A 24,299-nucleotide genomic window follows, 5' to 3' on the forward strand; every position below is an offset into this window, starting at 1 on the left:
AATATCACTCTTCGCTAAACCACTCGCTATTTTCCTGACGAATCAGCTGCACGGATTCGCTGATTTCCTGCAGATGCAGCGTCATCGCTTTTTCCACGCCGTCCGCATCGCGTTTTTCCAGCGCGCTGAAAATATCATGATGCTGTCGGAGCAACATTTCCGGCGGGGAGACGTGATCGAGGCTCATGTAGCGCACGCGGTCGATGGTGGCCTTGATGTTCTCGATGGTGTCCCATGCAAGCTGACAATCGGCAATCTGCGCCAGTTTCTGGTGAAATTCATCATCAAGCTGGAAGAAGTCATTCAGCTGCTTACGGTCAATCGCAATCCGCTGCTGATGCAGGTTCTGCTCCAGCAGGTAACACTGGTTGTCGTTGATGAGCGTTGCGGCACGCCGCGCCACCGCGCATTCAATGGCCTGGCGAACGAAACAGCCGTTGCGCACCTGAGAGAGTGAAATTTTGTTCACGTAGCTGCCGCGCTGCGGGCGGATCTGAATCAGACCGTTTTCCGCAAGCTTAATAAACGCTTCACGCACCGGCTGCCGGGAAACGTCAAACCGCACGGAGACCTCTTTTTCTGAAAGCGGCGTTCCCGGTGGGATCAGACAATGGACAATATCACGTCGCAAAATGCGATAGATTTGCTGGTTTACGGGCTGGGTGGGATTGAGTTGCGATTCAGCGGCCATGAGTTGTCATTTCTCAGAGAGTTAGCCCGAACATACTACCATTCTTTTATAACCCGAAACAGACCCGGCCCGCAGGCCGGGAAGGGTCGATTTAGCCACGATGGACGCTAAGTCCGGCAAAACTCTGGCTGACTGGCATCATTTCTACGGTATTGATGTTGACGTGTTTTGGCAGCGTCGCCACCCACCAGACCGTTTCGGTGACATCTTCCGGCGTCAGGGCGTTCGCGTTTTCATAGGTTTTGTCCGCTTTCGCGTCATCGCCTTTGAAACGCACGTTGGAAAACTCGGTGCCACCCACCAGGCCCGGCTCGATGTCGGTGACGCGAATGGCGGTGCCGTGCAGATCGGTCCGCAGGTTAAGGCTGAACTGGCGCACAAACGCTTTCGTCGCACCATACACGTTGCCGCCCGCGTAAGGCCAGCTCCCGGCGGTGGAACCGATATTGATAATGTGGCCACGATTACGCTCAACCATGCCCGGCAGCACCGCGCGGGTCATATAGACCAGCCCTTTGTTGTTGGTGTCGATCATGTTTTCCCAGTCTTCCACGCTGGCTTTGTGGGCAGGCTCCATGCCCAGCGCCAGACCGGCATTGTTGACCAGCACGTCGATGGCGCGCCATTCTGCTGGCAGATTCGCAATCATCTCTTCGATCGCCGCGCGGTTACGCACGTCCAGCTGCACGGTCAGGATGCTGTCGCCTAGTTCGTCTTTGAGCTCCTGTAAACGCTCCTGACGGCGGCCGGTCGCGATAACCTTGTGCCCGTTGGCGACGAAGCGACGCGTGATGCTTTCACCAAAACCTGCCGTTGCCCCGGTAACTAAAATAATCATCTCACTGTTCCTCAACGCTTTTTGTGTTGTACTAACATAGCACGGCCGCAGAGGGTGCGTTAAGGCAACATTTGTATGACAGCGTTGCAGGGGATGGCGGCCTGGCCTACTCTGGGAGGATACCCGTACTCAGGAGCGAAAGATGACGGCCACGAATCCCTTTTTTAACATCAGCCTGCTGCCTTACCAGGCCCCCCATTTTGATGAGATCAACGACAGCCACTATCGTCCGGCCTTCGATGAAGCCCTTCGCCAGAAGCGGGCGGACATTGACGCGATTGTCTCTCAGGCCGCTGCGCCTGACTTCACTAACACCGTGCTGGCGCTGGAGAAAAGCGGCGCTTTGCTCTCGCGCGTCAGCAGCGTGTTCTTCGCCATGACTTCCGCGCACACCAATCCGTATTTACAGGCGCTGGAGGAACAGTTCTCCACCGAGCTTGCCGCGCTGGCAAACGACATCTGGCTGAATGACGTACTGTTCGCCCGCGTGGAGAGCGTCTGGCAGGACCGTGCCGCGCTGGACGCCGAATCCCGTCGTCTGGTCGAGGAGACGTATCAGCGGTTTATTCTGGCCGGCGCGCGTCTGAATGAGACAGAAAAAGCCGAGCTGAAGGCGCTGAATACCGAGGCGGCTTCCCTGACCAGCCAGTTTAACCAGCGTCTGCTGGCTGCCGATAAAACGGGTGGGCTGGTGGTGGATTACGCGCACCAGCTTGACGGGCTCAGCGCCGGTGAGATCGCTGACGCGGCGCAGGCTGCCGCGGAGCGAGGGCTAAACGATCGCTGGCTGATCCCGCTTTTGAACACCACCCAGCAGCCCGCGCTTTCCGCGCTGCGCAATCGTCAGACGCGCGAAAACCTGTTCAACGCAGGCTGGACGCGTACCCAGAAAGGGGATGAAAACGATACCCGCGCGCTGATCCTGCGTCTGACGGCGCTACGTGCACGACAGGCCCGTCTGCTGGGCTTTGAGGATTACGCCAGCTGGAGCATCGCCGATCAGATGGCGAAAACCCCAGCCGCCGCGCTGGAATTTATGCGCGGCATTGTGCCTGCCGCCTGCGCCCGTGCGGAACGCGAGCAGGCCGATATTCAGAAAGTCATCGACGACGAGCAGGGCGGTTTCACCGTGCAGGCCTGGGACTGGGCCTTTTATGCGGAGCGCGTGCGCCAGGCAAAATATGCCCTTGATGAGTCGCAGATCAGGCCCTACTTTGCGCTCAATACCGTGCTGCAGGATGGCGTATTCTGGGCAGCCAGTCAGTTGTTTGGCATTCGCTTCGTCGAACGATTCGATATCCCGGTGTATCACCCGGACGTCCGCGTATGGGAAATTTTCGACCACACCGGTGAGGGCATGGCGCTGTTTTACGGTGACTTCTTTGCCCGTGATTCCAAGCAGGGCGGGGCATGGATGGGGAATTTCGTCGAGCAATCCTTCGAGTTTGCTGCCCGTCCGGTGATCTACAACGTCTGTAACTACCAAAAACCGGCGAATGGCGGTGTCGCGCTTCTCTCCTGGGATGACGTGATAACCCTGTTCCACGAGTTTGGCCATACGCTGCACGGTCTCTTTGCCAGCCAGCGGTTCGCCACGCTTTCCGGCACCAATACGCCGCGTGATTTTGTTGAATTCCCGTCGCAAATCAACGAGCACTGGGCCAGCCATCCACAGGTGTTTACCCATTATGCGCGCCATTACGAAACCGGTGAGCCGATGCCGGACGCGCTGCGGGAAAGCATGCTCAACGCGACCCATTTCAACAAGGGTTATGACATGACCGAACTGCTGGCTGCCGCACTGCTGGACATGAACTGGCACGGCATCAGTGAGGCCGTTTCGAGCGTGGAGGATTTTGAAGCGGCTGCGTTGAAAAAAGAGGGGCTGGATCTGCCCGCCGTACCGCCGCGCTATCGCAGCAGCTATTTTGCCCATATCTTCGGCGGGGGCTACGCGGCGGGGTATTACGCCTACCTGTGGACGCAGATGCTGGCGGACGATGGCTACCAGTGGTTTGTCGAACAGGGCGGCCTGACCCGTGAAAACGGGCAGAAATTCCGCGAGGCGATTTTGTCCCGTGGTAACAGCACGGATTTAGCCGAACTGTATCGCAACTGGCGCGGGCACGATCCGAAGATTGAGCCGATGCTGGAGAATCGCGGGCTGAGCGCGTAAAACCGCCGTTAGCAAATAACAGAACCGGGCTTCGCGCCCGGTTTTTATTGTTTTTCCCGCAACGACTATTCGAATTCAGAATGAATAAATTGCCTGACCTGAAGTATCGAATTCAGGTTAAGTTTTTGCCCAATATTATTGGTGTAGGTATAGACAGTTTTGGGGGACAGGTAAATTTTCCTTGCAGCAGCAACCGTGTCATCAGTATCCAGCAGGGCGAAAAGTGTCTTTTTCTCCTGTTCTGAAAGCATGCTCAGACTTCTGCAGCGCGCGATGTGGTTCAACGCATATTCTGATGAATACGTCTGACCGCCCGTAAGCTGCTTTCGAAACTCCATAAAGCACGATTTCCTGTAGATTGTCACAAGCGGTTCGAGAACTCTTGAACTGACATCCTTGCCACCGATGAAGATCATTTCATGCTTTTCAGTGAGTTTCTTTCTTTTCAGAAGGTTGAAAATGGCACCCAGGCTTCGGAATGATTCAATATCTACGACGCAAACCTTTCTGCTGGGGGACGCTTGCTGGAGGATGACAGACAGCGCTTTATTCAAGAAAACATCTTTCGTCAAAATTATGTGAGGCATAAACATAACCAAAACATCTCAGAACAATGTGAAAAGGGGCCCTAAGGCCCCTGTGGTAACATCAGAATCCGATACGGACACCTGCCACACCCTGGATCGGTGTTTCGATTTGGCTACCCTGACGATAATTAGCCTCACCGTACAAGGTTACGTCTTTACCAACGTTGACTGAAGCGCCCAGACCGTACTTGCCTGATGTGCCTTTGACGTTGTTGCCAAAGCGATTGCGCTCATTGATCGTGACTTCGTTTGAGTTAGCAAACTCCTGGAGGACCGCAGCTGACAGATAAGGTTTGAACTCAGTCGAGCCAATATTGAACTTCCCGGCAAGCTTCGCACCGGCTTCACCTGTGACAGAACGCGGTGAGCCCGTATTACCTTTCATGCCGTTGCTGAGTTTCACATCCTCACTGGTCATCTGAACAAACGCCAGGCGCCCATAAGGCGTGATGCTTACGTCATCTTTGAGATCGAACTGATAACCACCTTCAACGGCTGTGCTGAGTGCATACTGCTTCCAGTCACCGCCGGTTCTACCGCCATTGGTCATGACCGCTCTCAGTTTGTTGTTAAGACGGTTACCTTTCACAACACCGTCAGCGTAGAACCCGCTGGCGTCAAACCACGTTGCATACAGGCCGAGGCCGTAGCTGTCAATTTTGCTTGTGCCGCCGCGGGCATGCTTCACTTTGTTATCGCTAAAGGACATGAATGCGCCAGTGACGAGACTGCCACGCTCAAAATCAGTCCGGGTATCTGCCCCGATTTCCATACCGTTTTGATTGAGCTGATAAGCTGCGCCATTGCTGGTATCAATGTTGTTTTTGCTTCCGAGGTAGTGACCCCAGACGTTACTTTCTGGTCCGGTTTTATCCAGACTCGCGCGATATGTGCGCAGACCATCCAACTCTGAATGGATGACGTTCAGACCTGCATTGGACATGGCCAGAATGGCATCGGTTGCAGGAGTGGTCATCGGCTTCTTGCCGCCGTTCTCACCGCCGCCAGGGTTCTCACCACCGCCAGGGTTCTCACCACCGCCAGGGTTCTCCCCGCCAGGGTTCTCACCGCCGCCAGGGTTCTCACCACCGCCAGGGTTTTCGCCGCCAGGGTTCTCACCTCCAGGGTTCTCCCCGCCAGGGTTTTCGCCGCCAGGGTTCTCACCTCCAGGGTTCTCCCCGCCAGGGTTTTCGCCGCCAGGGTTCTCACCTCCAGGGTTCTCCCCGCCAGGGTTTTCACCTCCAGGGTTTTCGCCGCCAGGGTTCTCACTTCCAGGGTTCTCCCCGCCAGGGTTTTCGCCGCCAGGGTTCTCACCGCCCGGGTTCTCACCGCCAGGGTTCTCACCACCGGGGTTCTCACCGCCACTCCCCATGGCCCCCAGATACCAAACGTTACCGCCGGTGAGACCGTCCTTATCCTGTTGGCTGTACAGGGTGTACATATAAGTCCCGCCGTCTACGAAGCGGGTGCTTCGCCCGGATGCCGTGACCATTTCAAAATCAATGTCACCGCCTTTTTCATGGATGAGGTTCAGCGTCAGGTCAGTGTGGTCTGATATCTCCTTACCGGAGTCATTAACGGCAATACCAAACTGGCCTGAGCCCTGTTCGATAGTGACGAAGTTGGCTTTACGATCGGCGAGAGATGTGTTCAGGAGGAAGTTTCCGGTACCGTTCAGCTCCGTAATCGTCAGCTTCGCAAATTCACCATCGCTGTTGCGCAGGAAGTTGACATTACCGCTGTCCATGGTGAGCTTACCGACCTGAGCTGTATTCTGGCCGGATGTGGCATCGGAAAGGTCGCTGACAGAGAGGGTACCCCCGGAGATGTTGACGTCCGTTGCAAGAGAGCCGGCGTCCATCAGCAGTTCGCCTCCGGCGTTTACGCTGGTTTCGCCGTTGGCCACTGCACCGGATCGCAACCACGACTGGCCGCCATTGATGGTGGTATCAGTGGTCGTGCCACCACCATAGACATTCTGTTCCCCGCCATTGTGGATAGTCGTAAAAATGGCTGAACCGGTATAGTGGATATCCTGAGTACCACTGTTAATGATTGTTGATGTGGCCGCGCCGCCTTGGTATACCCTCAAAATACCACCCTCGATGGTGGTGTGGGTGGCAGTACCGCCTTCAATGTTCTGTTGACCACCGCTGCTGACCGTAGTCGAGATGGCCGTACCGAAGACCTTCTGTTGCCCATCGCTGTTGATTGTAGTAGAGGTGGCGATGCCTCCAGCGGAGACGTACTGAGCACCGCCGCTGTTGATTGTGGTAAAGGTAGCCGAGCCACCACTGGAAACGTACTGCCAGCCGATGTTGTTGAGAGTGGTATTAGTTGCCGTACCTCCATTCTCAACGTTTTGTCTTCCATACATATAGATGGTAGTGCTGTTAGCAGTACCGCCACTGGATATGAGTTGATTACCGCCGCTGCTGATGATAGCTAAGGTGGCCGAACCACCGCTCAAGACGTGCTGTTTACCGCCACTGCTGATAGTGGTACTTGAGGCAGCACCACCACTGTAGACGTACTGCCGGGCACCACTGTTGAGAGTGGTAGAGGTAGCTACACCGCCAGCGAAGACGGTCTGATAGCCCCAGTCATCAATAGTGGTGTCAGTGGCTGAACCGCCACTGGAAACGTGCTGATAACCACCGTCGAGAATGGTACCAGTAGCAGAGCCGCCCTCGACGTACTGATACCCTCCGCGGACGATGGTGGTGTGCGTTGCCGAACCTCCACTGGAGACGTACTGCTGGCCACCACTATTAATGTCAGTAGAGGTGACCAGCCCACCACTGGAGACGTACTGATATCCCCCACTATTGATAGTCGTGGAGGTTGCCTTTCCGCCAGCAAGGACGTTCTGTTTGCCCCAGGCATTGATGGTGGTATCAATGACCGAGCCGCCACTTGAGACGTTCTGATAGCCTGTGTAGATGGTCGTGGAGGTGGATGCGCCACCGATATTCGTGGAACTGGCCTTCCCGCCATTATAGACGAGCTGAGAACCACCACTGATACTGGTACCAGTAGCCGATCCCCCCTCGACGTGCTGATAACCTCCGCGGTCGATGGTAGTAGATGTGGCCACGCCACCATTGAAGATACTCTGTTTACCACTGCTGTTGATGATCGTTGAGGTGGCAGAGCCACCATTAAAGATGTTCTGTTCACCACCGCTGTTAATGGTGGTTTCAGTAGCCGAGCCGCCGGCGGAGAGCACCTGCCTACCACTGCTGTTGATGGTAGTAGAGGTTGCCACCCCCCCGGATAGTTGTTGAGAGCCAAAACCGCCGATGGTGGTATAGGAAGCCGAGCCACCAGTGTAAACGAACTGAGTGCCACTAATGGTAGTAGAGGTGGCCGAGCCGCCACTAGAAACCAACTGAACTCCATCAGCATTTATAGTAGTAGAGGTTGCTGAACCGTCACTCTCGACGTGCTGATAGCCTCCACTATTGATGGTAGCAGTAGTGGCTGAGCCGCCACTGAGGATGTACTGTCCACCACCTTCGATGGTGGTAGAATTCGCCGAACCTCCGTTATCGACATATTGATAACCCCAGGTGTTGATGGTTGTGTTACTGGCCAATCCACCCATTGATACGTGCTGACTACCACCGCTGTTGATAGTGGTAGAAGTGGCCTGGCCACCACTGAAGATGCTCTGAGTACCACTGTTTATGGTTGTAGAAATTGTAAAGCCACTATTAGTGACGTGCTGGACCCCAGCGCTATTTATAGTAGTGGTGGTGGCCGTTCCTCCGCTGACGAACTGGTTACCGCCATCAAGGATGGTAGAGGTAGCTTCCCCGCCGTTATAGATGAGCTGAGAACCACCGCTCATTATGCGTGTCGATGTAGCCGACCCGCCACTGGACACGCGCTGATTACCACTATAAATGGTGGTACTAGTGGCAGACCCGCCACTGGACACGTGCTGAGCACCACCACTGATGGTGGTGTCGATGGCAGTGCCGCCACTGTAAACGTGTTGTTCGCCATCAATTCCAACGATAGAGGTATTAACCGCTTCACCGCCATTAAAAACGTGCTGCTTTCCACCGAATTTAATGTCAGTAGAGGTTGCCCGGCCGCCACTTGAGATGTACTGAGTACCACCGCTGTTAATGGTAGTAGAGGTGGCTGAGCCGCCTCTGTAAACGTGTTGATTACCACGGTCGAGGGTAGCATTGGCGGCCAAGCCACCACTAGAGATGCGCTGTTCACCGCCATTACTGACGGTGCTATAAGTGGCGGAACCACCATTTGAGATATGCTGAAAGCCACCGCTAAGGATGGTAGTAGAATTGGCCCAACCACCACCGTAGATGTGCTGGTTGCCATTGCCATAAATGGTGGTGACATTGGCCCAACCGCCACTGGAGACACGCTGAATGCCACCGCTATTGATAGTGGTGAAAGAGGCCCAGCCGCCATTGGAAACGAGCTGAGCGCCACCCGTGTTGATGGTGGTAGCAGAGGTATAACCGTCACTAGTGATGAACTGACTACCACCGCTATTAATGGTGGTGGAGATGGCCCTGTCTCCTGAATGAATACCCTGTATACCCGTTACCGTCTCGCCCACATAATCCACAGCCATGACCGGCCCTGAAGGCAGCAGCACGGCGCCCAGCAGTAACGCCAGTGCGCTTTTCTTCGGCGTCAGCTTCGGACGACCGGACCCGGTCGCCAGCTCGGAGGTGACCACCCACTGCTGGCGCGACTCGCACCAGACTGTGGTGTATATCTTGTTCATATTTACGTCCCTTACTTATCAACTAATCCTGAATGCAGACGGTCCACCATGCCGATGACCTGTTTACCGGTTATCAGACTCGTGCACTCGTACTGACGTGGGGTGTTCTTGTGATGCGGACACCACAAAAAATCCACGTGGTCAAAATCAACGGACGTGTCATCCCAGCAGCCGTTACAGCCATGGCTGCTGAATACACGCCAGGGGGTGTAAAATTCGCTGTTGGGGAGACTGAATCCGCTGATTAACACCACCGGGATACCGGACGCCCAGGCAAGCCATGACAGCCCGCTGCCCAGGCCGATAAAGAAGCTCGCATGCCTTAACAGGTCCACCCGCTCCTGAAGCGGAATATCGCCTGTGAAGTCTTCGGCGCCCTGGGGAATGTGGTTCCAGACGAAGCCCTGGCCGTAATGCGCATGGCAGTCTATGCACAGCACTCGGTATCCCAGAGACTTAAGGTGGGCAACTACCTCTGCCCAGCCATGGCCGTTGTTCCAGTACTTCGCCTGGTTGGTGGACTGAGCGGCGATGCAGACGTATGGCTCCGCAATTTTTCGCTCCGCATCCAGCTTCAGGCGGGGAGGGCATTCACGCGGGTCAACCCCCAGGATGTAGCCGGCATTGCGGTGGAAGCCGACCTTCCTGAAATCGATCGGTTGGTGTGTGGTATCACCCTTAAAGAAGAGGCCTACATACCAGGACGCGTAAGGATTTACCGTTTGTAGATTCTCCTTTGTGGAGAACGTAATTTCGGGATATTGCGCGCTGAGTAGTTCAATGATTTCCTGCCCCATAACGCACTCAAGCTGACAGCGGTGCAGCTGGCGAAAACGCTCTGCATAATGGAACCACCCAAGCATGTCGCCCAGCGTGCCCGTAGGGAAAAAGATAACAACGGGCTTGTCCTTCATATCCAGTGTTTCATCCAGGATCGGGCTCGCCGAACCCTGGTGGAATACCTGAATGCGGAAACGGACGTAATATTTTTTATTACTAATGACCCAGCCGCCTTCTGAATCACAACTGAAAAGAATATTGCCACTGTCGTCATCCATTAATATGGCGTGCCATTTTCCTTCCGGAAGAAAAACGCGCGCGCCATAGTTAAAGTCATAAAGAATTCCGTCCGGTCCTGTGCAGGACGGGAGTTCTGGAGGGTTTGGGAAGTTAGCTGACATATATACTTTGTCCTTGGTGGTAATTTTAAATCTGTAACAAATAGGTTGAGTGCACTACATTTATTTAAGTAATGCTTTCCATGACAGGTTGCGAATTGCTGTGTTTATGCAATTGAAAAATGTTATATGTGCGTGCAAAACTCGCGCATGCTTACCGGTTTAGAAAATAGATAACCCTGGAAAATACTCACTCCTTTATCTTTCAAAAGCGACAGTTGCTCTTTATCTTCTATACCTTCAGCAATGACATGAATTTGTAATCGTTCTGCAAGAGTTACAATGGAATCAATTACCGCGGAATAGATTAATGATCCATTGCTCGCAATTGTGAGGCATTTATCAATCTTGATTGTTGAGAAACCTGCATGTTCAATATATTTAAGGCATGAACTCCCGCTGCCGAAATCATCAATCGCAAATCGCACACCTGACTCAGTAAGTTGCTGCATAGCCTCGAGTGCAAAGTCGTCCAGGTTCATTGTTCCGCGTTCGACAATTTCCAGCGTGACAGCAATGCGTCCGTCGAATACTTTCTTAAAGTCCGTCACTGCTTCAATAACTCTTGAAGAGTTCAACTGTCTTGCACAGATGTTGAAGGAGAGATAAAAGCCATCGGGTAGAGTTCCTTCATAGCCTTCAAAAAATGTTTTAACATCAGACATCAGGCTACAAGTAACATCATTAATCACCTCGCATGATTCCATTGCAGAAAGGTATTTTTCGGGAGATTGGTAAATCCCATCTTTGAGAACTCTGAGTAATACCTCTCCGCCTACGATCTTATCGCCCTTACATACCGGCTGGATGAAGGGAACAAATTCAGCACCGGTCAGTTCCGCTGATAAGATTGTTTCTCTAATCAATGTACGAGCTTTGATGAAGAAACGTTCTGCCTTCATGAGCATTTTGGTGCTTATCATAATGTCGCTCCTTATCTACTGGATTCGCTACCAGAGCGGTCTCTTCGTTCCCGGGGCTGTGAATGGCGGTAGGGCGGATGACTGCTCCTGAAGATTAAGAATCTGCTCATTCACTTCTGCGAATAATCCTATCAACCAAAAATGCAATGCAGGTATATGTATCGGTAATTTATTAAATTACAAATCAATATTCTGATAAACTGCGCTTTTACAAACAATGTGGCTGCTAGAGCTGCTGTCGCGCCTGGCTGTGCTAGGATGAAACAAAGAAGCTGATGGGTTTCCGTAAGTTGGAGAAACGAGAGAAACCATTCAATTACCATCATGGATAAGGAGTCAGAGATGGTTTTCGTGATTGATAATAGGGTTTTCTATCGATCGGAAGATGGTGCTATATGGCCATCCGGAGACGAGGGCTCTACTGTCATTCTGACCCTGACAATGAATAGACTTCTTGCATGTCTTCTTGAAAAGCATGGTCAGGTTCTGACGCGAAATGAACTTCTGGATAGCGTCTGGGATGCTCATGGTCTTCGTTCTTCTAGTCACACGCTAAACAAATACATCTCCGAACTGAGAAAGCAGTTCGTACAGTTTGGGATTGTCGAGGAGTGTATTACTACGGTGCCTCGCGTTGGTTTTATGTTTAATAGTGATGTCGAGGTAAGAGTTTTGACTCAACCCACTATTGAGGATGAGTCTCGGTTAGAAGATGAAAAAAATGATGCGCAAGTAGTAAAAGAACGCTCTCCGGCGCGAGTCAAATACAGAAAATTACCTATCGCTCTGGCACTAGCAGTCGTTTTAATAAGCGCGATCTTGATTATGTTAGGGCTTAGGGTTCCATCAGAAGATTTGACTCAGGTAAGAGGATTGAAGACTTATTTTCTATTTAATTATGGCTCGTGCCCTGTATACACTGTACAAAGAAACTCCGCATCGCTTTCTGAACAAAAAAAGGAATTGTTCATCGAGTTGGCGAAGGGGAGTGGTATTAACTGTCTTGAGGGAACATCATTCTTGTACCAGGTTTCTGAGTCATATCTTTACGGCAACAAAGGTCGAGCTTTTATTAGTCGATGTACAGCCAGAAATGATAAATACATTTCCTGCCTCAATAACTACTGGAGTGGTTATGAACGCAATTAATAAAAAAACAGGGATGCTGGCCGTAATTTTAATCGTCATCCTGGCGTTATCGGTGTGGTTCTATGTTCACATGCATCAAAAACAGAGTGCGTTAAATGTAAACTGTTCAACAATAGTACGTTATAACCACCATGAACCTGATTTCATCGCTACGCTGGAGTTTGTTTTCCGTTTGGATAAAAACCACGATGGTCAGGCTGTACTGTCGGGTAATATCCAGTCGGACAAAGGTGTTAATGTCATCTCACGTACAATTCTCTTTAGCTATGAGATGAACAGGCCGGGTGAGATTTCACTGACCGATACACGCTACGTTAAAAATCCACGCGATACTGCTGATGATGAAAGTTTCAAAAGCAGCTTCTTTTACGTTCCAGAAGGTACCGTTCGCCAGCTTAAGATAGAGCCTACAAGTAATGGCTGGCTGATAGGAAACCTGCAGTCGCCGTTTGCGCTTTGCGTGAACAGGTAAGGCAGATCAGGCATTGTGAACCTGCTCATATTCCTGTGTAGCTATCTGTCAGGAGGGGCTCATGGTGTTGGCTTAAAAAACCGGGCATGTCGCCCGGTTTTTTTATCTTACAACCAGCACAGGGCATTTCGCATGCCGCACCACAGCCGCAGCGTTTGAACCCAGCAGATAGGTCGATATGTCAGGCTTATGGGAGGCGATGATAATCAGGTCGGCGCCGATCGTGTCAGCGAGCTTAAGGATTTGATCCTTAGGGGATCCCGTCACGGCGTGAGTCTGAATCTTATCTGCAGGGATTTTGAATTGCTTAACAATTTCATCCAGTTTAGCTAAAGCAGCGTGCTGGAACTCTTTCATCTTCGGCATTTCTACGGAGTAGGCCAAACCTAATGATGAGTAATAAGGAAGAGATGGAATAACAGTAAGAAAGTGAACTTTAGCTGTGTTAAGTGCTGTATGTGCCTGAACGAAGGGGATAACCATGTGCGTCAGGCTATCCTCGGAGATATCAATGGGAACCAAAATTGAATTGTACATGTGTTCCTCCTGAGTGTTTTTTGCACAGCTCAGGTTAAACCGTTATTTCCAGCAAAACAGAGAGCAGGCTTTCATAACGGGGACAAATTTCGGTTCTGTGATTTAGGTACAGTTGAACCTGCCTGTCATTCCGTCGTGACAATGAACATTCTTGCTTCCTGGGCGAGCTGGCGTTCAGCCTTAATCGGCGCATATTTTTCCGAATGATAGAAGGCAATGGCCTGATCCAACGTCGGGAATTCAAAAATGCCTGCATAGGGTAACGGCGCTACTTCTCCTTCCAGTACCTGTGCGACAGCTCCAAAATGGACAATTTTTCCGCCTGCTTCCTCTAATGCTGACGTGAAGCGAGGGGTCAGGCTGGCCTGTCTGGCAGGGTCAATGACCCGTAAGTTGATATGAACAAAGGCAGGCATAATGGTTCCTCAAGTAATATAAATAGTGTATATACAGTATTAACTTTAGCATTGCTTGTCGAGATGAAATGATGAACAACATTGATGTGGCGCTGTTGGAGAGCATTCCGGAGGTCTGTCCGGCGTTTCAGGCGCGCGCTACCGCTCGGGCTATTACGCGCTATTACAACGCCTGCTTCAGACCGTTTGATCTGACCGCTGAGCAGTTCAGTCTGATGGTTGGCATCGGGGGTTCTCCTAATGAAACCGTTGCGGAACTCGCCGCCAGAGCAGGGGTGGATGCGACAACACTGAGTCGTAATATCCGTAGTCTGGAATCCCGGGGCATTATTGACTCGGCTGGAGGCCGTGGACGTGCCGGAAAACGACTCACGCTGACAGCTGAAGGCTGGCGTCTGCTTGAAGAGGTCATGCCGGTATGGCAATCCGCTAAGCAGGAGTTGTCCCAACTAATGGGCAGCGAGCAGCTTAGCCTGACGACGGAGATGATGAAACGTCTGGCTAAAATCAGTGCTGCCTTATGAAGCTCTCCGCGTTATTGTCAGAGGCCGTGTAAAACGGAAAGGTTATACCGGGCGTAATGCCCGGTAATAGACTTAAATTGCGTGACAGCTGACGGACGCGATAATTTTATTCCCGCCAATATTACCCATAATCAGATCGAGTAATTTCCGGTATTCCTCCCGGGTCATCACTTCGGCCCGTATTTCAGTTTTACCTTCTGCTTGCGCCGTATCGCAATAAATGGCTTTCAGGCTTAAGGTCAACTCTTTCGCCATGTTTACCACGCTCTGTCGGACCGCATCTTCATGCTCGTCATTACAGGTGATTTTAAGGACATAGCATTTTTCGCCTTCATGGAGCGCGGGCAGTTGATTAATCCGTTGCGCAGCTTCGCGAAGCAATATGTTGGCACAAAGGATAATCACGCTGGCCATACCGGCATTCCAGAATTGCCCTAAGCCGCACAGCACACCAATTCCGGCCGAACACCATAGCGTTGCGGCAGTATTTAGACCACGAATATTCATTCCTTCACGCATAATGACGCCAGCGCCAAGGAAACCTATTCCGGAGACGATCTGCGCTGCAATGCGTCCCGGGCTATCGGGTGACGTCGAGATGGAACTTAAAATAAACACGGCAGCGCCCGTCGCAACCAGTGCATTGGTACGAAGCCCGGCCATACGCTGGCGCCATTGTCTTTCCGCGCCGATAATTGCGCCCAGCAGCATCGCTGCGAGCAGATGAGAGATATAAGGGAACATCAGCCTGTCGCCTGTTAACATGATTAAACGATAAGCGTCAGTGCTTCACAAAGCACAGAATGACGCCGTTAAAACGCAAAGCATGTCAGCGGGAGGGTGGCGGAAAGAGTGAATGGTTAAACATGAACATCGTGATGCCCCACAAATTTGGTCGTTCTTAATGTATTGGGATGCAATCACGTAAAGAGGATTGCTGCCCACCGTAAAGGTAAGCAGCGAGAAAATCGCGTCAGCTTACCTTCGTATCGACGATAAAATAACTTTCCAACGAAGGACTCCTGTGAAAATTTATTGCCAGTATAGTCAGGGTCGATAATGAGTAAAGTGAAAAAACAACGTCCGTTATGAATTGTTTAAGTTCGGAAGACATATTTTTAAGACGTCATCTGATTTTCAAAAATACCCGGTATACTACATTTTTTTTTCTACAGGCGATAACAGACAAAGGCAGGATGTATGTCTCTTCGTTCGCTGCGGGCGTTATGCCTGACAAGTTTTTTCATTGCGGATGTTCGCGATGGCCTGGGACCTTTTCTCGGTATTTTTCTGACCGAACGCCACTGGGCCCCTGATGATATCGGCATCCTGATGACGGCCGGCGGGCTGGCGGGATTACTGGCCACGCTGCCGGCGGGATTCATCACCGACACCTCCCGCAACAAACGCGCTGTGCTCGCGCTGCTGTGCATTCTGATCACGCTAAGCACGCTTCTGCTCTGGTTTAGCCAGCAGAGCGGCGTGGTCGCCGTGTCGCAAATCGTCACCGGTATCTGTGCGGCATTTGTCGGGCCGTTGATCGCCGGGATTACGCTGGGGCTGACCGGACAGGGTGGGTTCAGCGCGCAGATGGGCAGAAACGAGGCGTTCAATCACGGCGGCAATTTCATGACCGCTCTGATGGCAGGCGGCATTGCCTGGTACTGGGGCGTGGGCGGGATTTTCCTGCTGATGACCTGTACCACGCTGCTAACGCTGTGTGCGCTGCTTGCCATTCGCAACAGCGATATCGATAACGACGCGGCGCGCGGGCTGTCCTCTTCAGCGAGCCTGCCGGTCCCCGGTTTTGCGATGCTGATGAAAAACCGGGCGCTGTTTGTGACCGGGCTGACGCTGCTGCTGTTCCACCTGGCGAACGCCGCGCTATTACCGATGCTGAGCATGAGGGTGGCTGCGGCACCCGCCACGATCAACCCCGGTTTGTACGCGGCGGGTACCGTCATCATCTCGCAGGCCGTGATGATCCCCGTCGCCATCTGGGCTTCGCGCCGGATCGAACATTTTGGCTACTGGCGCTTAATTATGCTGGCGCTGCTGGTCATGCCGGTACGCGCGGCGCTGGCGGCATCCACGGACGCGCCGTTCATGATGATCCCGGTACAAATTCTCGACGGCCTGGCCGCCGGGATCCTCGGTGTCGTCGTACCATCGTTTATTGTGGTGCTGCTGCGCGGAAGCGGGCACGTCAATGCCGGGCAGAGTGTGGTGATGCTGATGCAGGGGGTTGGGGCATCCATGAGCCCGGCGTTAACCGGGACGATCGCCGGTCATTACTCGTTTGCGACGGCATTCAGTGTCCTGAGCGCGATTGCGCTGGCCGCCGTTCTGATCTGGTGGCGCGTTGCGCACCGCAGCTGGGAAACAAACGCGCCGGGTGAGGCTTAGCCACCACCCGGCGTAGCACTTAAGCCAGCTCGTTAGGGCACGGCTCACCCTTTTCTAACTGCTGAAGATTGCCCAGCGTGGTTTCCGAAATGCTGATCAGGGCTTCGGCAGTCAGAAACGCCTGATGTCCGGTAAACAGGACGTTATGGCAGGCAGAGAGGCGACGGAACACGTCGTCCTGGATGACATCATTAGACTTATCTTCAAAGAACAGATCGCGTTCGTTCTCATACACGTCCATCCCCAGCGCGCCAATTTTCTGGGTTTTCAGCGCTTCGATTGCGGCCTGAGAGTCAACCAGTCCGCCGCGGCTGGTGTTGATGATCATCACGCCATCTTTCATCTGGTCAAACGCCGCCTGATTGAGCAGGTGGTAGTTTTCCGGCGTCAGCGGACAGTGCAGGGAGATCACGTCGGACTGCGAGAATAGCGTCGGCAGGTCAACGTACTCCACGCCCAGATCCAGCGCTGCAGCGCTTGGGTACGGATCGAATGCCAGCAGACGCATGCCAAAGCCTTTCAGAATGCGCAGGGTAGCCACGCCAATTTTACCGGTGCCGATCACGCCAGCGGTTTTGCCGTACATGGTAAAGCCGGTCAGCCCTTCCAGCGAGAAGTTGGCGTCACGGGTGCGCTGATAAGCGCGGTGAATACGACGGTTGAGGGACATCATCATGCCAATCGCATGTTCCGCGACCGCTTCCGGGGAGTACGCCGGAACGCGAACCACCTTCAGACCCAGCTCTTTTGCCGCATCGAGATCCACGTTGTTAAAGCCCGCACAGCGCAGGGCGATGTATTTCACCCCCTGTTTTTTCAACTCTTCCAGCACCGGACGACTGCCGTCATCGTTTACGAAAATGCAGACGCCTTCACAGCCGTGCGCCGTTTTGGCGGTTTTTTCGGACAGCAGAAAGTCGAAAAATTCAAGCTCAAACCCGTAAGCCTCGTTAACATGTTGCAGATACTTTTTGTCGTACTGCTTTGTGCTGTATACCGCGAGTTTCATAAGACTTTCTCCAGTGATTTTGCATTCACGTTAGCATGATTAAAATTATCTTACAATTTATAAAATATTATTGAATTCAATAAGTTCTATCAATTATTCTAGAGCATATGTGCACCCTAACTCCATGATATTCTTACTACGAGAAATCTTCGGCGCGGATCTGATCGGGACATGTAGCGGAAAATGAAGTGGGTAGAGGATGCGAGAAACGCCTGTCTGAATTACGTTAAAGAATGGCAAGAGGGTGCGAAAACTGCAATCCTTCCTGATGTGATGGGACGATACCAGAAACTGGGTGAGTTTCTGATAAAGAGGGAGAATGATGCATGTCTCAACAATTGGAGTTGTCCTTATCTCCGCCGATGCTGCCTGCTTTGTGCTACTTTATTGTTTCTATTGTGATTTTCTTCTTATTGTACTTCGGGAAATTGAAAGTTAACCGGCTCCGGAAATATCCACTGTTCATTGCTTATACGCTGTTTGTGATAGCCATTGCTGCCATTCAAATTAACGTTTTTGCCAACGGCTATGAGTTTGTTAGCGCATTTTTACTTATTGATTTTGATCCCTGGCGGTACAACTCGGTGTATTGGGGGTCGTTGATATTCGCCATGCTTTACCTTCTGGCGTTGCCTCGGAACAGGCCCTAGTTTCGCAACTTAACGTTACAGCATCTATTCTTAAACCTGGCTTTGACTTCAACTGACCAGCTAAACATGCGACAATGATCGGCACTGCCGGCTTAATTCTTTTGCTAAATCAGGATATTAACTGCCCATGAAGGGTAAATACAAAGCCGCTCTTGCGCTTTTACTGCTGTTCATATTGTTGCCGCTGACGCTGCTGATGACGCTCGCCCAGTGGGTACCGACGCTCGCCGGGATCTGGCTGCCCGTCGGGACGCGCATCGCTTTCGAAGAGAGTCCGAAACTGACTCGCCACGCGCTGGTGATCCCCGATCTTCGCTATCTGGTTGAAGACTGCGAAATTGCCCGCATCGATAACGTGACGCTGTCACATCCCAGCCGCTGGAAGCTGGATATCGGCACGCTCGATTTAAACTCCGTCTGCCTCAGCAAAATTCCCCAGTCCGCGCCGTCAACGGTTGCTCCCAAAACGCTGGCCCAGTGGCAGGCGGTATTGCCCAATACCTGGCTTACGGTTCACCGTCTGACGCTGTCGCCCTGGCAGCAGTGGCAGGGTGAGCTTAATGCGTCGCTGACCCCGTCCAGCCAGGAGATCGCCTATAAAGGCGAGCAGGTCAGCATTAAAGGCACGCTTCGCGGCCAAACGCTCTCGGTCAGCCAGTTTGATGTACAGCTCCCGGACCAGCCGCAGCCGATTAAGCTGGTGGGCGAGTTTACTTTGCCGCTGGTTCCGGACGGCGTGCCGGTGAAAGGCCACGCGGTGGCGACCTTTAACGTGCCACAGTTAACGTCCCTGGTCGACGCCGATCTGGACTGGGAAGAGAATCAGGGACAGCTGGTGGTGATGGCGCGGGACAACCCCGATCCGCTGCTCGACCTGCCGTGGCAGATCACGGCGGAGCAGCTGAACATCAGCGACGGGCGCTGGAACTGGGATCTCTCGGGTATGCCGCTGAGCGGGCGGGTGTCCCTTCGTGCAGACAACTGGCAGCAGGGGCTGGAGAAAACCACCCTGACCGGACGACTGAATGTGCTGACGCACGGCGATGCGGGGAAAGGCAACGCGGTACTGAATATTGGGCCCGGCAGGCTCAGTATGGAAAACAGCGACATGCCCCTGCATCTCAGCGGCGAGGCGAAGCAAAACGATCTCATTCTTTACGCCAAATTGCCCGCCACGCTGACCGGCAGCCTGTATGAACCGCAGCTGGCCTTTGAGCCGGGCGCGCTGCTCCGCTCGCGCGGGCGCATCATCAATTCGCTCGATATCGATGAAATCCGCTGGCCTCTGGCGGGCGTGAAGCTGACGCAGAAGGGCGTGGACGGTCGTTTACAGGCGATTCTGCGCGCCCATGAAAACGAGATGGGTGATTTTGAACTCCACCTGGACGGCCAGGCCAACGACTTTTTACCCGATAACGGCCTGTGGCAGTGGCGGTACTGGGGAAAAGGCGGTTTTACGCCGATGCATGCCCGCTGGGATGTCGCCGGGAAAGGCGAGTGGCGCGACAACCTTATTGAGCTGACGGCGCTCTCCACCGGTTTTGACAAGCTCCAGTACGGCACGATGGAGGTCAGCAAGCCGCGTCTGGTGCTGGATCAGCCGGTACGCTGGTTGCGCGATGCCGAAAAACCGGCCTTCAGCGGCGCGCTGTCGCTCAATGCAGGACAAACCCGTTTCTCCGGCGGCAGCGTGTTGCCGCCCTCGGTCCTGACCTTCAGCGTCGACGGCACCGACCCGACAATTTTTCAGTTTAAGGGCGACCTCCATGCGGACAAAATCGGTCCGGTACAGGTGAACGGTCGTTGGGATGGCGTGCGCCTTCGCGGGCAGGCCTGGTGGCCGAAACAGTCCCTCACCGTATTCCAGCCTTTGATCCCGCCGGACTGGAAAATGACGCTGCGCGACGGGGAGCTTTATGCGCAGGTCGCCTTCTCGGCGGCGGCCGATCAGGGCTTTGAAGCGGGCGGGCACGGCGTGCTGAAATCCGGTAGCGCCTGGATGCCGGATAACCAGATTAACGGCGTCGACTTTGTGCTGCCGTTCCGCTTCAGCGAGGGAACCTGGTCCCTCGGCACGCGCGGTCCGGTCACGCTACGCATCGGCGAAGTGGAAAACCTGGTGACCGCGCGCAACATTACCGCGGATTTACAGGGCGATTATCCCTGGACGGAGGACAGTCCGCTGCTGCTCACCAACGTGAAGGTGGAAACCCTCGGCGGGAAGATCACCATGCAGCAGCTGCGGATGCCGCAGCACGATCCGGCCCTGCTGCGGGTGGACAATATCTCTTCGAGCGAGCTGATTAGCGCCGTCAATCCGAAGCAGTTTGCCATGTCAGGGCCGGTGAGCGGAGCGCTGCCGTTCTGGCTGGACAACGAAAAATGGATCATTAAAGATGGCTGGCTGACCAACCCGGGGCCCATGACGCTGCGCATCGACAAAGATACGGCCGACGCCATCGTGAAAGATAATATGGTTGCGGGTGCCGCGATTAACTGGCTCCGCTATATGGAAATTTCGCGTTCGTGGACGAGAATCAATTTAGATAACCTGGGTGAATTAACCATGCAGGCGACCATCAAGGGGACCAGCCGGGTCGATGGCAAAAGCAGCTCCGTCAACCTGAACTATACCCACGACGAGAATGTTTTTACCCTCTGGCGCAGCCTGCGTTTTGGGGACAACCTGCAAACCTGGTTTGAGCAACATGCGGCGATACCTGCTCCCCGCAGTTCGACTGGCAAGGAAAGTGAGGAACAACAATGAATAAGATGGCTGGTGCGCTCACCGTCGCCGTTGCCGCGCTACTGACCGGCTGTACGCCGCGAATTGAAGTCGCTGCGCCAAAGGAGCCGATTACCATCAATATGAATGTCAAAATCGAACATGAGATCCACATCAAGGTCGATAAAGACGTTGAAACCCTGCTGAAATCGCGCAGCGATCTGTTCTGAGGACGCCATGAAACGAGTAGCTCTGATTTTGCTGGCGCTGGGGATGAACGTGCAGGCAGCTGCGCTGACCTTAAACGATGCCCGGGCCCAGGGGCGCGTGGGGGAAACCCTCAGCGGTTATCTTGCCCCGGTTCAACAGGACGCGGAAACGCTGGCGCTGGTTAATCGCATCAACGCGGCGCGCACGGAAAACTACCAGAGGCTGGCTGACAGCAATAATTTGCCGGTCGATGAAGTGGCCAAAATGGCAGGGCAGAAACTGGTTGCCCGCGCGCAGCCGGGCGAATACGTGAAGGGCATTAACGGAAAATGGCTCAAAAAGTAGCTAGCGGTAGCGCCTGCGGTATTCACCCGGCGAGACGCCAAAACGCTGCTTAAACGCCGTTGAAAAATGGCTATGGTCGGTGAACCCCCAGCTGTAGCCAATGCCCGCCAGCTTTTCATCATCACCGGCAGCGCGCAGTACCTGCGCGCACAGATCCAGACGACGGTTTTTGATGTACTGCGCCACCACCAGCCCTTTCTCGGCAAACATGCGGTAGAGGCTGCGCACGGACATACCGCTCTCGGCGGCAATCCATTCCGGGCGCAGCGATTCAGACTGAATATGGTCGTCAATCAGCGCCACCACATGCTGGAACTGGCGCTCCTTGCGCGGCTGAATGATTTCACGCTGCTGGAAAGCGGGACGCAGCAGACAGATCATCGCCTCGAGCGCCGCTTCACTTTCACGGTCACTCAGGTCGGCATTGCTCATGCTCTCCATCAGCAGGCGATGGCTCAGTTGTACCGTGGGCAAGGTGCGGGAAAGGGCGGTCGCGCAGCTTATCTCCTGGAAACGACACTGCTGCTCAATTATCTGACGGGGAACCAGCAGCGAAATCTGGCGGGACTTTTCCCGCCAGTTGATCGAGCAGGGACGCGACGCGTCAATCAGCGTGATATCACCGGTCCTGAGTAGCGCGCGACGGTCATCCTGTTCAATTTCCGCGCTGCCTTCTAGCTGGAACACGGTATAGAACCAGGCATCGTTACTCTGCGTGATCTCCTGACGGGAGCGGAACAGATTAACGCCGCCTGCCGTAACGGTACTGAGCTTCAGGCTGCGCGCATAGCTGGTCTCCAGCTCGCCGTAGAATTTTCCCTCGGTGGGCTGCGCGTTAAAACGCCCGCAAACCTGGTTAATTTGCGCCAGCCACTGCTGATACTGTTCCTGCTCGCTTGCACACGCCATCGTTTCTCTCACTGCACCGTCAACGTTTTCGCATTGTTGCATTTGTGTTGCATTTTGTCAGAGCTATGAGGCTGACTATAGGAAAGAACACTCACCGGTAACAGCGATATAAGCGGCAATTATCGCGATTTGCGGAGCCTGTCACAGGTGGCAAAGCGAATGTCACAGAGACAAAAGCGAGAATGCAAAACCCCACTTAGACTGGATGGACACCCTGCGAAGAATAACGAAGGAGTATCCTATGTCTGAATCACAGGTGGCCATTCAGCCTGCCGTACAACAATTTTTAGACCGACAGCATGGCCTGTGGATTGAAGGGCGTCAGGCCGCGTCGGACAGTGAAAAGCGGCTGAACGTCTACAACCCGGCCACGGGCGAAGTCATTGCCTCGACTGCCGATGCCAGCGTCGACGACGTTGACCGTGCCGTCATGTCCGGCTGGCGCGCGTTTGTCGCCCGCAGCTGGGCCGGAAAACTCCCGGCGGAGCGCGAGCGGATCCTGCTCCATTTCGCCGAACTGGTGGAACAGCACAGCGAGGAGTTGGCCCAGCTTGAAACGCTGGAGCAGGGGAAATCTATTAACATTTCCCGCATGTTTGAAGTCAGCTGCACCCTGAACTGGATGCGCTATACCGCCGGGCTGACCACCAAAATTACGGGTAAGACCCTCGACCTTTCCATCCCGCTGCCGCAGGGCGCCCGCTATCAGGCGTGGACGCGTAAAGAGCCGGTTGGCGTGGTGGCCGGGATTGTGCCCTGGAACTTCCCGCTGATGATCGGGATGTGGAAAGTGATGCCTGCGCTGGCCGCGGGCTGCTCTATTGTCATCAAGCCGTCAGAAACCACGCCGCTGACCATGCTGCGCGTAGCGGAACTGGCCAGCGAAGCGGGCATCCCGGACGGGGTGTTCAACGTGGTGACCGGGAGCGGCGCGGTGTGTGGCGCAGCGCTGACCTCGCATCCGCATATTGCAAAGGTGAGCTTCACCGGCTCAACGGCGACGGGTAAGCAAATTGCCCGTGCGGCGGCGGACACGCTAACCGGCGTGACCCTGGAGCTGGGCGGGAAAAACCCGGCAATTGTACTCAAGGATGCGGACCCGGCGTGGGTGATCGAAGGCCTGATGACCGGCAGCTTCCTGAACCAGGGCCAGGTGTGCGCGGCGAGCTCGCGCATCTACATTGAAGCGCCGCTGTTTGACACGCTGGTCAGCGGGTTTGAGCAGGCTGTGAAATCCCTGAGCGTCGGGCCGGGCATGTCGCCGGAGGCGTTTATCAACCCGCTGGTGTCGCGCGCCCACTGTGACAAGGTGCAGACCTTCCTTGATGAGGCGAAGTCGCGCAACGCGGAGCTGATCGTCGGTAACCGGGGGCCGGAAGGCAAAGGTTATTACGTTGCGCCTACGCTGGTGGTGAACCCGGATGCCTCGCTGCGCCTGACCCGCGAAGAGGTGTTTGGTCCGGTGGTCAACGTGGTGCGCGTCGCGGACGGGGAAGAGGCGCTTCAGCTGGCAAACGACAGTGAATATGGCCTGACGGCCAGCGTCTGGACGCAAAATATCAGCAAGGCGCTGGAGTACACCGACCGGCTGCAGGCGGGCACCGTCTGGGTGAACAGCCATACGCTGATCGACGCCAACCTGCCGTTCGGCGGCATGAAACAGTCCGGTACCGGGCGTGACTTTGGTCCGGACTGGCTGGACGGCTGGTGTGAAACTAAGTCGGTGTGCGTGCGGTATTAAAAACATTGCCGGGTAACGCTGCGGTTACCCGGCAGGCTTTAACCC

The 24,299-nt window shown here is 54.0% G+C and carries 21 protein-coding genes; 10 read left to right on the forward strand and 11 right to left on the reverse strand.

Annotated elements, in window-relative coordinates; all coding sequences use genetic code 11:
* Positions 1 to 4: 4 nt before the first annotated feature.
* Positions 5 to 691 (reverse strand): GntR family transcriptional regulator, encoded by a 687-nt coding sequence (locus AC0TNG_RS17090; protein WP_063145668.1) that lies wholly within the window; start codon positions 689 to 691, stop codon positions 5 to 7.
* 91 nt (positions 692 to 782) lie between these two features.
* A complete protein-coding gene (gene ydfG, locus AC0TNG_RS17095) occupies positions 783 to 1,529 on the reverse strand; it encodes a bifunctional NADP-dependent 3-hydroxy acid dehydrogenase/3-hydroxypropionate dehydrogenase YdfG (protein ID WP_417927315.1) in 747 nt (248 codons plus the stop codon).
* 142 nt (positions 1,530 to 1,671) lie between these two features.
* On the opposite strand from ydfG, the gene dcp reads away from it, so the two are divergent.
* The gene (gene dcp, locus AC0TNG_RS17100) at positions 1,672 to 3,705 is read left to right on the forward strand and encodes a peptidyl-dipeptidase Dcp (protein WP_417927316.1); all 2,034 of its coding nucleotides are present in this window, start codon (positions 1,672 to 1,674) and stop codon (positions 3,703 to 3,705) included.
* 65 nt (positions 3,706 to 3,770) lie between these two features.
* Here the strand turns inward: dcp and AC0TNG_RS17105 are convergent, their stop codons facing one another.
* The 4 genes from AC0TNG_RS17105 to AC0TNG_RS17120 form a co-directional block, all read right to left on the reverse strand.
* Complete coding sequence (locus AC0TNG_RS17105; RefSeq protein WP_196243986.1) at positions 3,771 to 4,259, reverse strand: LuxR C-terminal-related transcriptional regulator; 489 nt, start codon at positions 4,257 to 4,259, stop codon at positions 3,771 to 3,773.
* A gap of 94 nt (positions 4,260 to 4,353) precedes the next feature.
* Positions 4,354 to 9,060, reverse strand: a complete 4,707-nt coding sequence (locus AC0TNG_RS17110; protein WP_473723528.1) for an AIDA repeat-containing protein — start codon at positions 9,058 to 9,060, stop codon at positions 4,354 to 4,356.
* Positions 9,061 to 9,071: 11 nt separating this feature from the next.
* A complete protein-coding gene (locus AC0TNG_RS17115) occupies positions 9,072 to 10,241 on the reverse strand; it encodes an autotransporter strand-loop-strand O-heptosyltransferase (protein WP_473712802.1) in 1,170 nt (389 codons plus the stop codon).
* A gap of 122 nt (positions 10,242 to 10,363) precedes the next feature.
* Entirely contained in the window at positions 10,364 to 11,161 is a 798-nt protein-coding gene (locus AC0TNG_RS17120) for an EAL domain-containing protein (RefSeq protein WP_473712803.1), read from the reverse strand.
* Positions 11,162 to 11,503: 342 nt separating this feature from the next.
* On the opposite strand from AC0TNG_RS17120, the gene AC0TNG_RS17125 reads away from it, so the two are divergent.
* Complete coding sequence (locus AC0TNG_RS17125; RefSeq protein ID WP_473712804.1) at positions 11,504 to 12,310, forward strand: winged helix-turn-helix domain-containing protein; 807 nt, start codon at positions 11,504 to 11,506, stop codon at positions 12,308 to 12,310.
* Entirely contained in the window at positions 12,297 to 12,782 is a 486-nt protein-coding gene (locus tag AC0TNG_RS17130; RefSeq protein WP_174348890.1) for a hypothetical protein, read from the forward strand. The genes AC0TNG_RS17125 and AC0TNG_RS17130 overlap by 14 nt, the downstream gene beginning before the upstream one ends.
* 102 nt (positions 12,783 to 12,884) lie before the next feature.
* Here AC0TNG_RS17130 and uspF read toward each other — a convergent pair whose 3' ends face one another.
* Together uspF and AC0TNG_RS17140 are read right to left on the reverse strand one after the other, a co-directional pair.
* A complete protein-coding gene (gene uspF, locus AC0TNG_RS17135; protein WP_023335555.1) occupies positions 12,885 to 13,319 on the reverse strand; it encodes a universal stress protein UspF in 435 nt (144 codons plus the stop codon).
* 125 nt (positions 13,320 to 13,444) lie between these two features.
* Complete coding sequence (locus AC0TNG_RS17140; RefSeq protein ID WP_090417132.1) at positions 13,445 to 13,735, reverse strand: DUF1330 domain-containing protein; 291 nt, start codon at positions 13,733 to 13,735, stop codon at positions 13,445 to 13,447.
* A gap of 68 nt (positions 13,736 to 13,803) precedes the next feature.
* On the opposite strand from AC0TNG_RS17140, the gene AC0TNG_RS17145 reads away from it, so the two are divergent.
* Complete coding sequence (locus AC0TNG_RS17145; protein WP_254780639.1) at positions 13,804 to 14,259, forward strand: MarR family winged helix-turn-helix transcriptional regulator; 456 nt, start codon at positions 13,804 to 13,806, stop codon at positions 14,257 to 14,259.
* 72 nt (positions 14,260 to 14,331) lie between these two features.
* Here AC0TNG_RS17145 and AC0TNG_RS17150 read toward each other — a convergent pair whose 3' ends face one another.
* Positions 14,332 to 15,003: an MgtC family protein gene (locus tag AC0TNG_RS17150; RefSeq protein ID WP_061715268.1), complete on the reverse strand. Its 672-nt coding sequence runs from the start codon at positions 15,001 to 15,003 to the stop codon at positions 14,332 to 14,334.
* 456 nt (positions 15,004 to 15,459) lie between these two features.
* Between AC0TNG_RS17150 and AC0TNG_RS17155 the strand changes: the two genes are divergently transcribed.
* Positions 15,460 to 16,665: an MFS transporter gene (locus AC0TNG_RS17155; protein WP_473702450.1), complete on the forward strand. Its 1,206-nt coding sequence runs from the start codon at positions 15,460 to 15,462 to the stop codon at positions 16,663 to 16,665.
* A 19-nt stretch (positions 16,666 to 16,684) separates the two neighbouring features.
* Here AC0TNG_RS17155 and AC0TNG_RS17160 read toward each other — a convergent pair whose 3' ends face one another.
* Complete coding sequence (locus AC0TNG_RS17160) at positions 16,685 to 17,674, reverse strand: 2-hydroxyacid dehydrogenase (RefSeq protein ID WP_024909491.1); 990 nt, start codon at positions 17,672 to 17,674, stop codon at positions 16,685 to 16,687.
* A 326-nt stretch (positions 17,675 to 18,000) separates the two neighbouring features.
* Between AC0TNG_RS17160 and AC0TNG_RS17165 the strand changes: the two genes are divergently transcribed.
* The 4 genes from AC0TNG_RS17165 (at position 18,001) to AC0TNG_RS17180 (ending at position 21,604) form a co-directional block, all read left to right on the forward strand.
* Positions 18,001 to 18,324: a hypothetical protein gene (locus tag AC0TNG_RS17165; protein WP_024909490.1), complete on the forward strand. Its 324-nt coding sequence runs from the start codon at positions 18,001 to 18,003 to the stop codon at positions 18,322 to 18,324.
* A gap of 127 nt (positions 18,325 to 18,451) precedes the next feature.
* Positions 18,452 to 21,091 carry a YdbH family protein gene (locus tag AC0TNG_RS17170; protein ID WP_048989524.1) on the forward strand — a complete coding sequence of 880 codons (2,640 nt, stop codon included), beginning with the start codon at positions 18,452 to 18,454 and terminating at the stop codon, positions 21,089 to 21,091.
* Complete coding sequence (locus tag AC0TNG_RS17175) at positions 21,088 to 21,279, forward strand: YnbE family lipoprotein (protein WP_032651162.1); 192 nt, start codon at positions 21,088 to 21,090, stop codon at positions 21,277 to 21,279. The genes AC0TNG_RS17170 and AC0TNG_RS17175 overlap by 4 nt, the downstream gene beginning before the upstream one ends.
* A 7-nt stretch (positions 21,280 to 21,286) precedes the next feature.
* Complete coding sequence (locus AC0TNG_RS17180) at positions 21,287 to 21,604, forward strand: YdbL family probable chaperone protein (RefSeq protein ID WP_473712805.1); 318 nt, start codon at positions 21,287 to 21,289, stop codon at positions 21,602 to 21,604.
* Here AC0TNG_RS17180 and feaR read toward each other — a convergent pair whose 3' ends face one another.
* A complete protein-coding gene (feaR, locus tag AC0TNG_RS17185) occupies positions 21,605 to 22,513 on the reverse strand; it encodes a transcriptional regulator FeaR (protein ID WP_208763833.1) in 909 nt (302 codons plus the stop codon).
* Positions 22,514 to 22,754: 241 nt separating this feature from the next.
* Between feaR and AC0TNG_RS17190 the strand changes: the two genes are divergently transcribed.
* Complete coding sequence (locus AC0TNG_RS17190; protein ID WP_473712806.1) at positions 22,755 to 24,254, forward strand: aldehyde dehydrogenase family protein; 1,500 nt, start codon at positions 22,755 to 22,757, stop codon at positions 24,252 to 24,254.
* The last annotated feature ends 45 nt before the right edge of the window (positions 24,255 to 24,299 follow it).

Source organism: Enterobacter sp. PL_is514, from assembly GCF_055816715.1.

What these genes read in the sequence shown, in the direction of transcription:
- feaR (WP_208763833.1), bottom strand. Translation starts at nt 22,513, where the DNA reads ATGGCGTGTGCAAGCGAGCAGGAACAGTATCAGCAGTGGCTGGCGCAA.
- AC0TNG_RS17150 (WP_061715268.1), bottom strand. Translation starts at nt 15,003, where the DNA reads ATGTTCCCTTATATCTCTCATCTGCTCGCAGCGATGCTGCTGGGCGCA.
- AC0TNG_RS17165 (WP_024909490.1), top strand. Translation starts at nt 18,001, where the DNA reads ATGTCTCAACAATTGGAGTTGTCCTTATCTCCGCCGATGCTGCCTGCT.
- AC0TNG_RS17190 (WP_473712806.1), top strand. Translation starts at nt 22,755, where the DNA reads ATGTCTGAATCACAGGTGGCCATTCAGCCTGCCGTACAACAATTTTTA.
- AC0TNG_RS17145 (WP_254780639.1), top strand. Translation starts at nt 13,804, where the DNA reads ATGATGAACAACATTGATGTGGCGCTGTTGGAGAGCATTCCGGAGGTC.
- AC0TNG_RS17160 (WP_024909491.1), bottom strand. Translation starts at nt 17,674, where the DNA reads ATGAAACTCGCGGTATACAGCACAAAGCAGTACGACAAAAAGTATCTG.
- AC0TNG_RS17125 (WP_473712804.1), top strand. Translation starts at nt 11,504, where the DNA reads ATGGTTTTCGTGATTGATAATAGGGTTTTCTATCGATCGGAAGATGGT.
- AC0TNG_RS17090 (WP_063145668.1), bottom strand. Translation starts at nt 691, where the DNA reads ATGGCCGCTGAATCGCAACTCAATCCCACCCAGCCCGTAAACCAGCAA.
- AC0TNG_RS17170 (WP_048989524.1), top strand. Translation starts at nt 18,452, where the DNA reads ATGAAGGGTAAATACAAAGCCGCTCTTGCGCTTTTACTGCTGTTCATA.
- AC0TNG_RS17140 (WP_090417132.1), bottom strand. Translation starts at nt 13,735, where the DNA reads ATGCCTGCCTTTGTTCATATCAACTTACGGGTCATTGACCCTGCCAGA.
- dcp (WP_417927316.1), top strand. Translation starts at nt 1,672, where the DNA reads ATGACGGCCACGAATCCCTTTTTTAACATCAGCCTGCTGCCTTACCAG.
- AC0TNG_RS17110 (WP_473723528.1), bottom strand. Translation starts at nt 9,060, where the DNA reads ATGAACAAGATATACACCACAGTCTGGTGCGAGTCGCGCCAGCAGTGG.
- AC0TNG_RS17155 (WP_473702450.1), top strand. Translation starts at nt 15,460, where the DNA reads ATGTCTCTTCGTTCGCTGCGGGCGTTATGCCTGACAAGTTTTTTCATT.
- AC0TNG_RS17175 (WP_032651162.1), top strand. Translation starts at nt 21,088, where the DNA reads ATGAATAAGATGGCTGGTGCGCTCACCGTCGCCGTTGCCGCGCTACTG.
- ydfG (WP_417927315.1), bottom strand. Translation starts at nt 1,529, where the DNA reads ATGATTATTTTAGTTACCGGGGCAACGGCAGGTTTTGGTGAAAGCATC.
- uspF (WP_023335555.1), bottom strand. Translation starts at nt 13,319, where the DNA reads ATGTACAATTCAATTTTGGTTCCCATTGATATCTCCGAGGATAGCCTG.
- AC0TNG_RS17115 (WP_473712802.1), bottom strand. Translation starts at nt 10,241, where the DNA reads ATGTCAGCTAACTTCCCAAACCCTCCAGAACTCCCGTCCTGCACAGGA.
- AC0TNG_RS17180 (WP_473712805.1), top strand. Translation starts at nt 21,287, where the DNA reads ATGAAACGAGTAGCTCTGATTTTGCTGGCGCTGGGGATGAACGTGCAG.
- AC0TNG_RS17130 (WP_174348890.1), top strand. Translation starts at nt 12,297, where the DNA reads ATGAACGCAATTAATAAAAAAACAGGGATGCTGGCCGTAATTTTAATC.
- AC0TNG_RS17120 (WP_473712803.1), bottom strand. Translation starts at nt 11,161, where the DNA reads ATGATAAGCACCAAAATGCTCATGAAGGCAGAACGTTTCTTCATCAAA.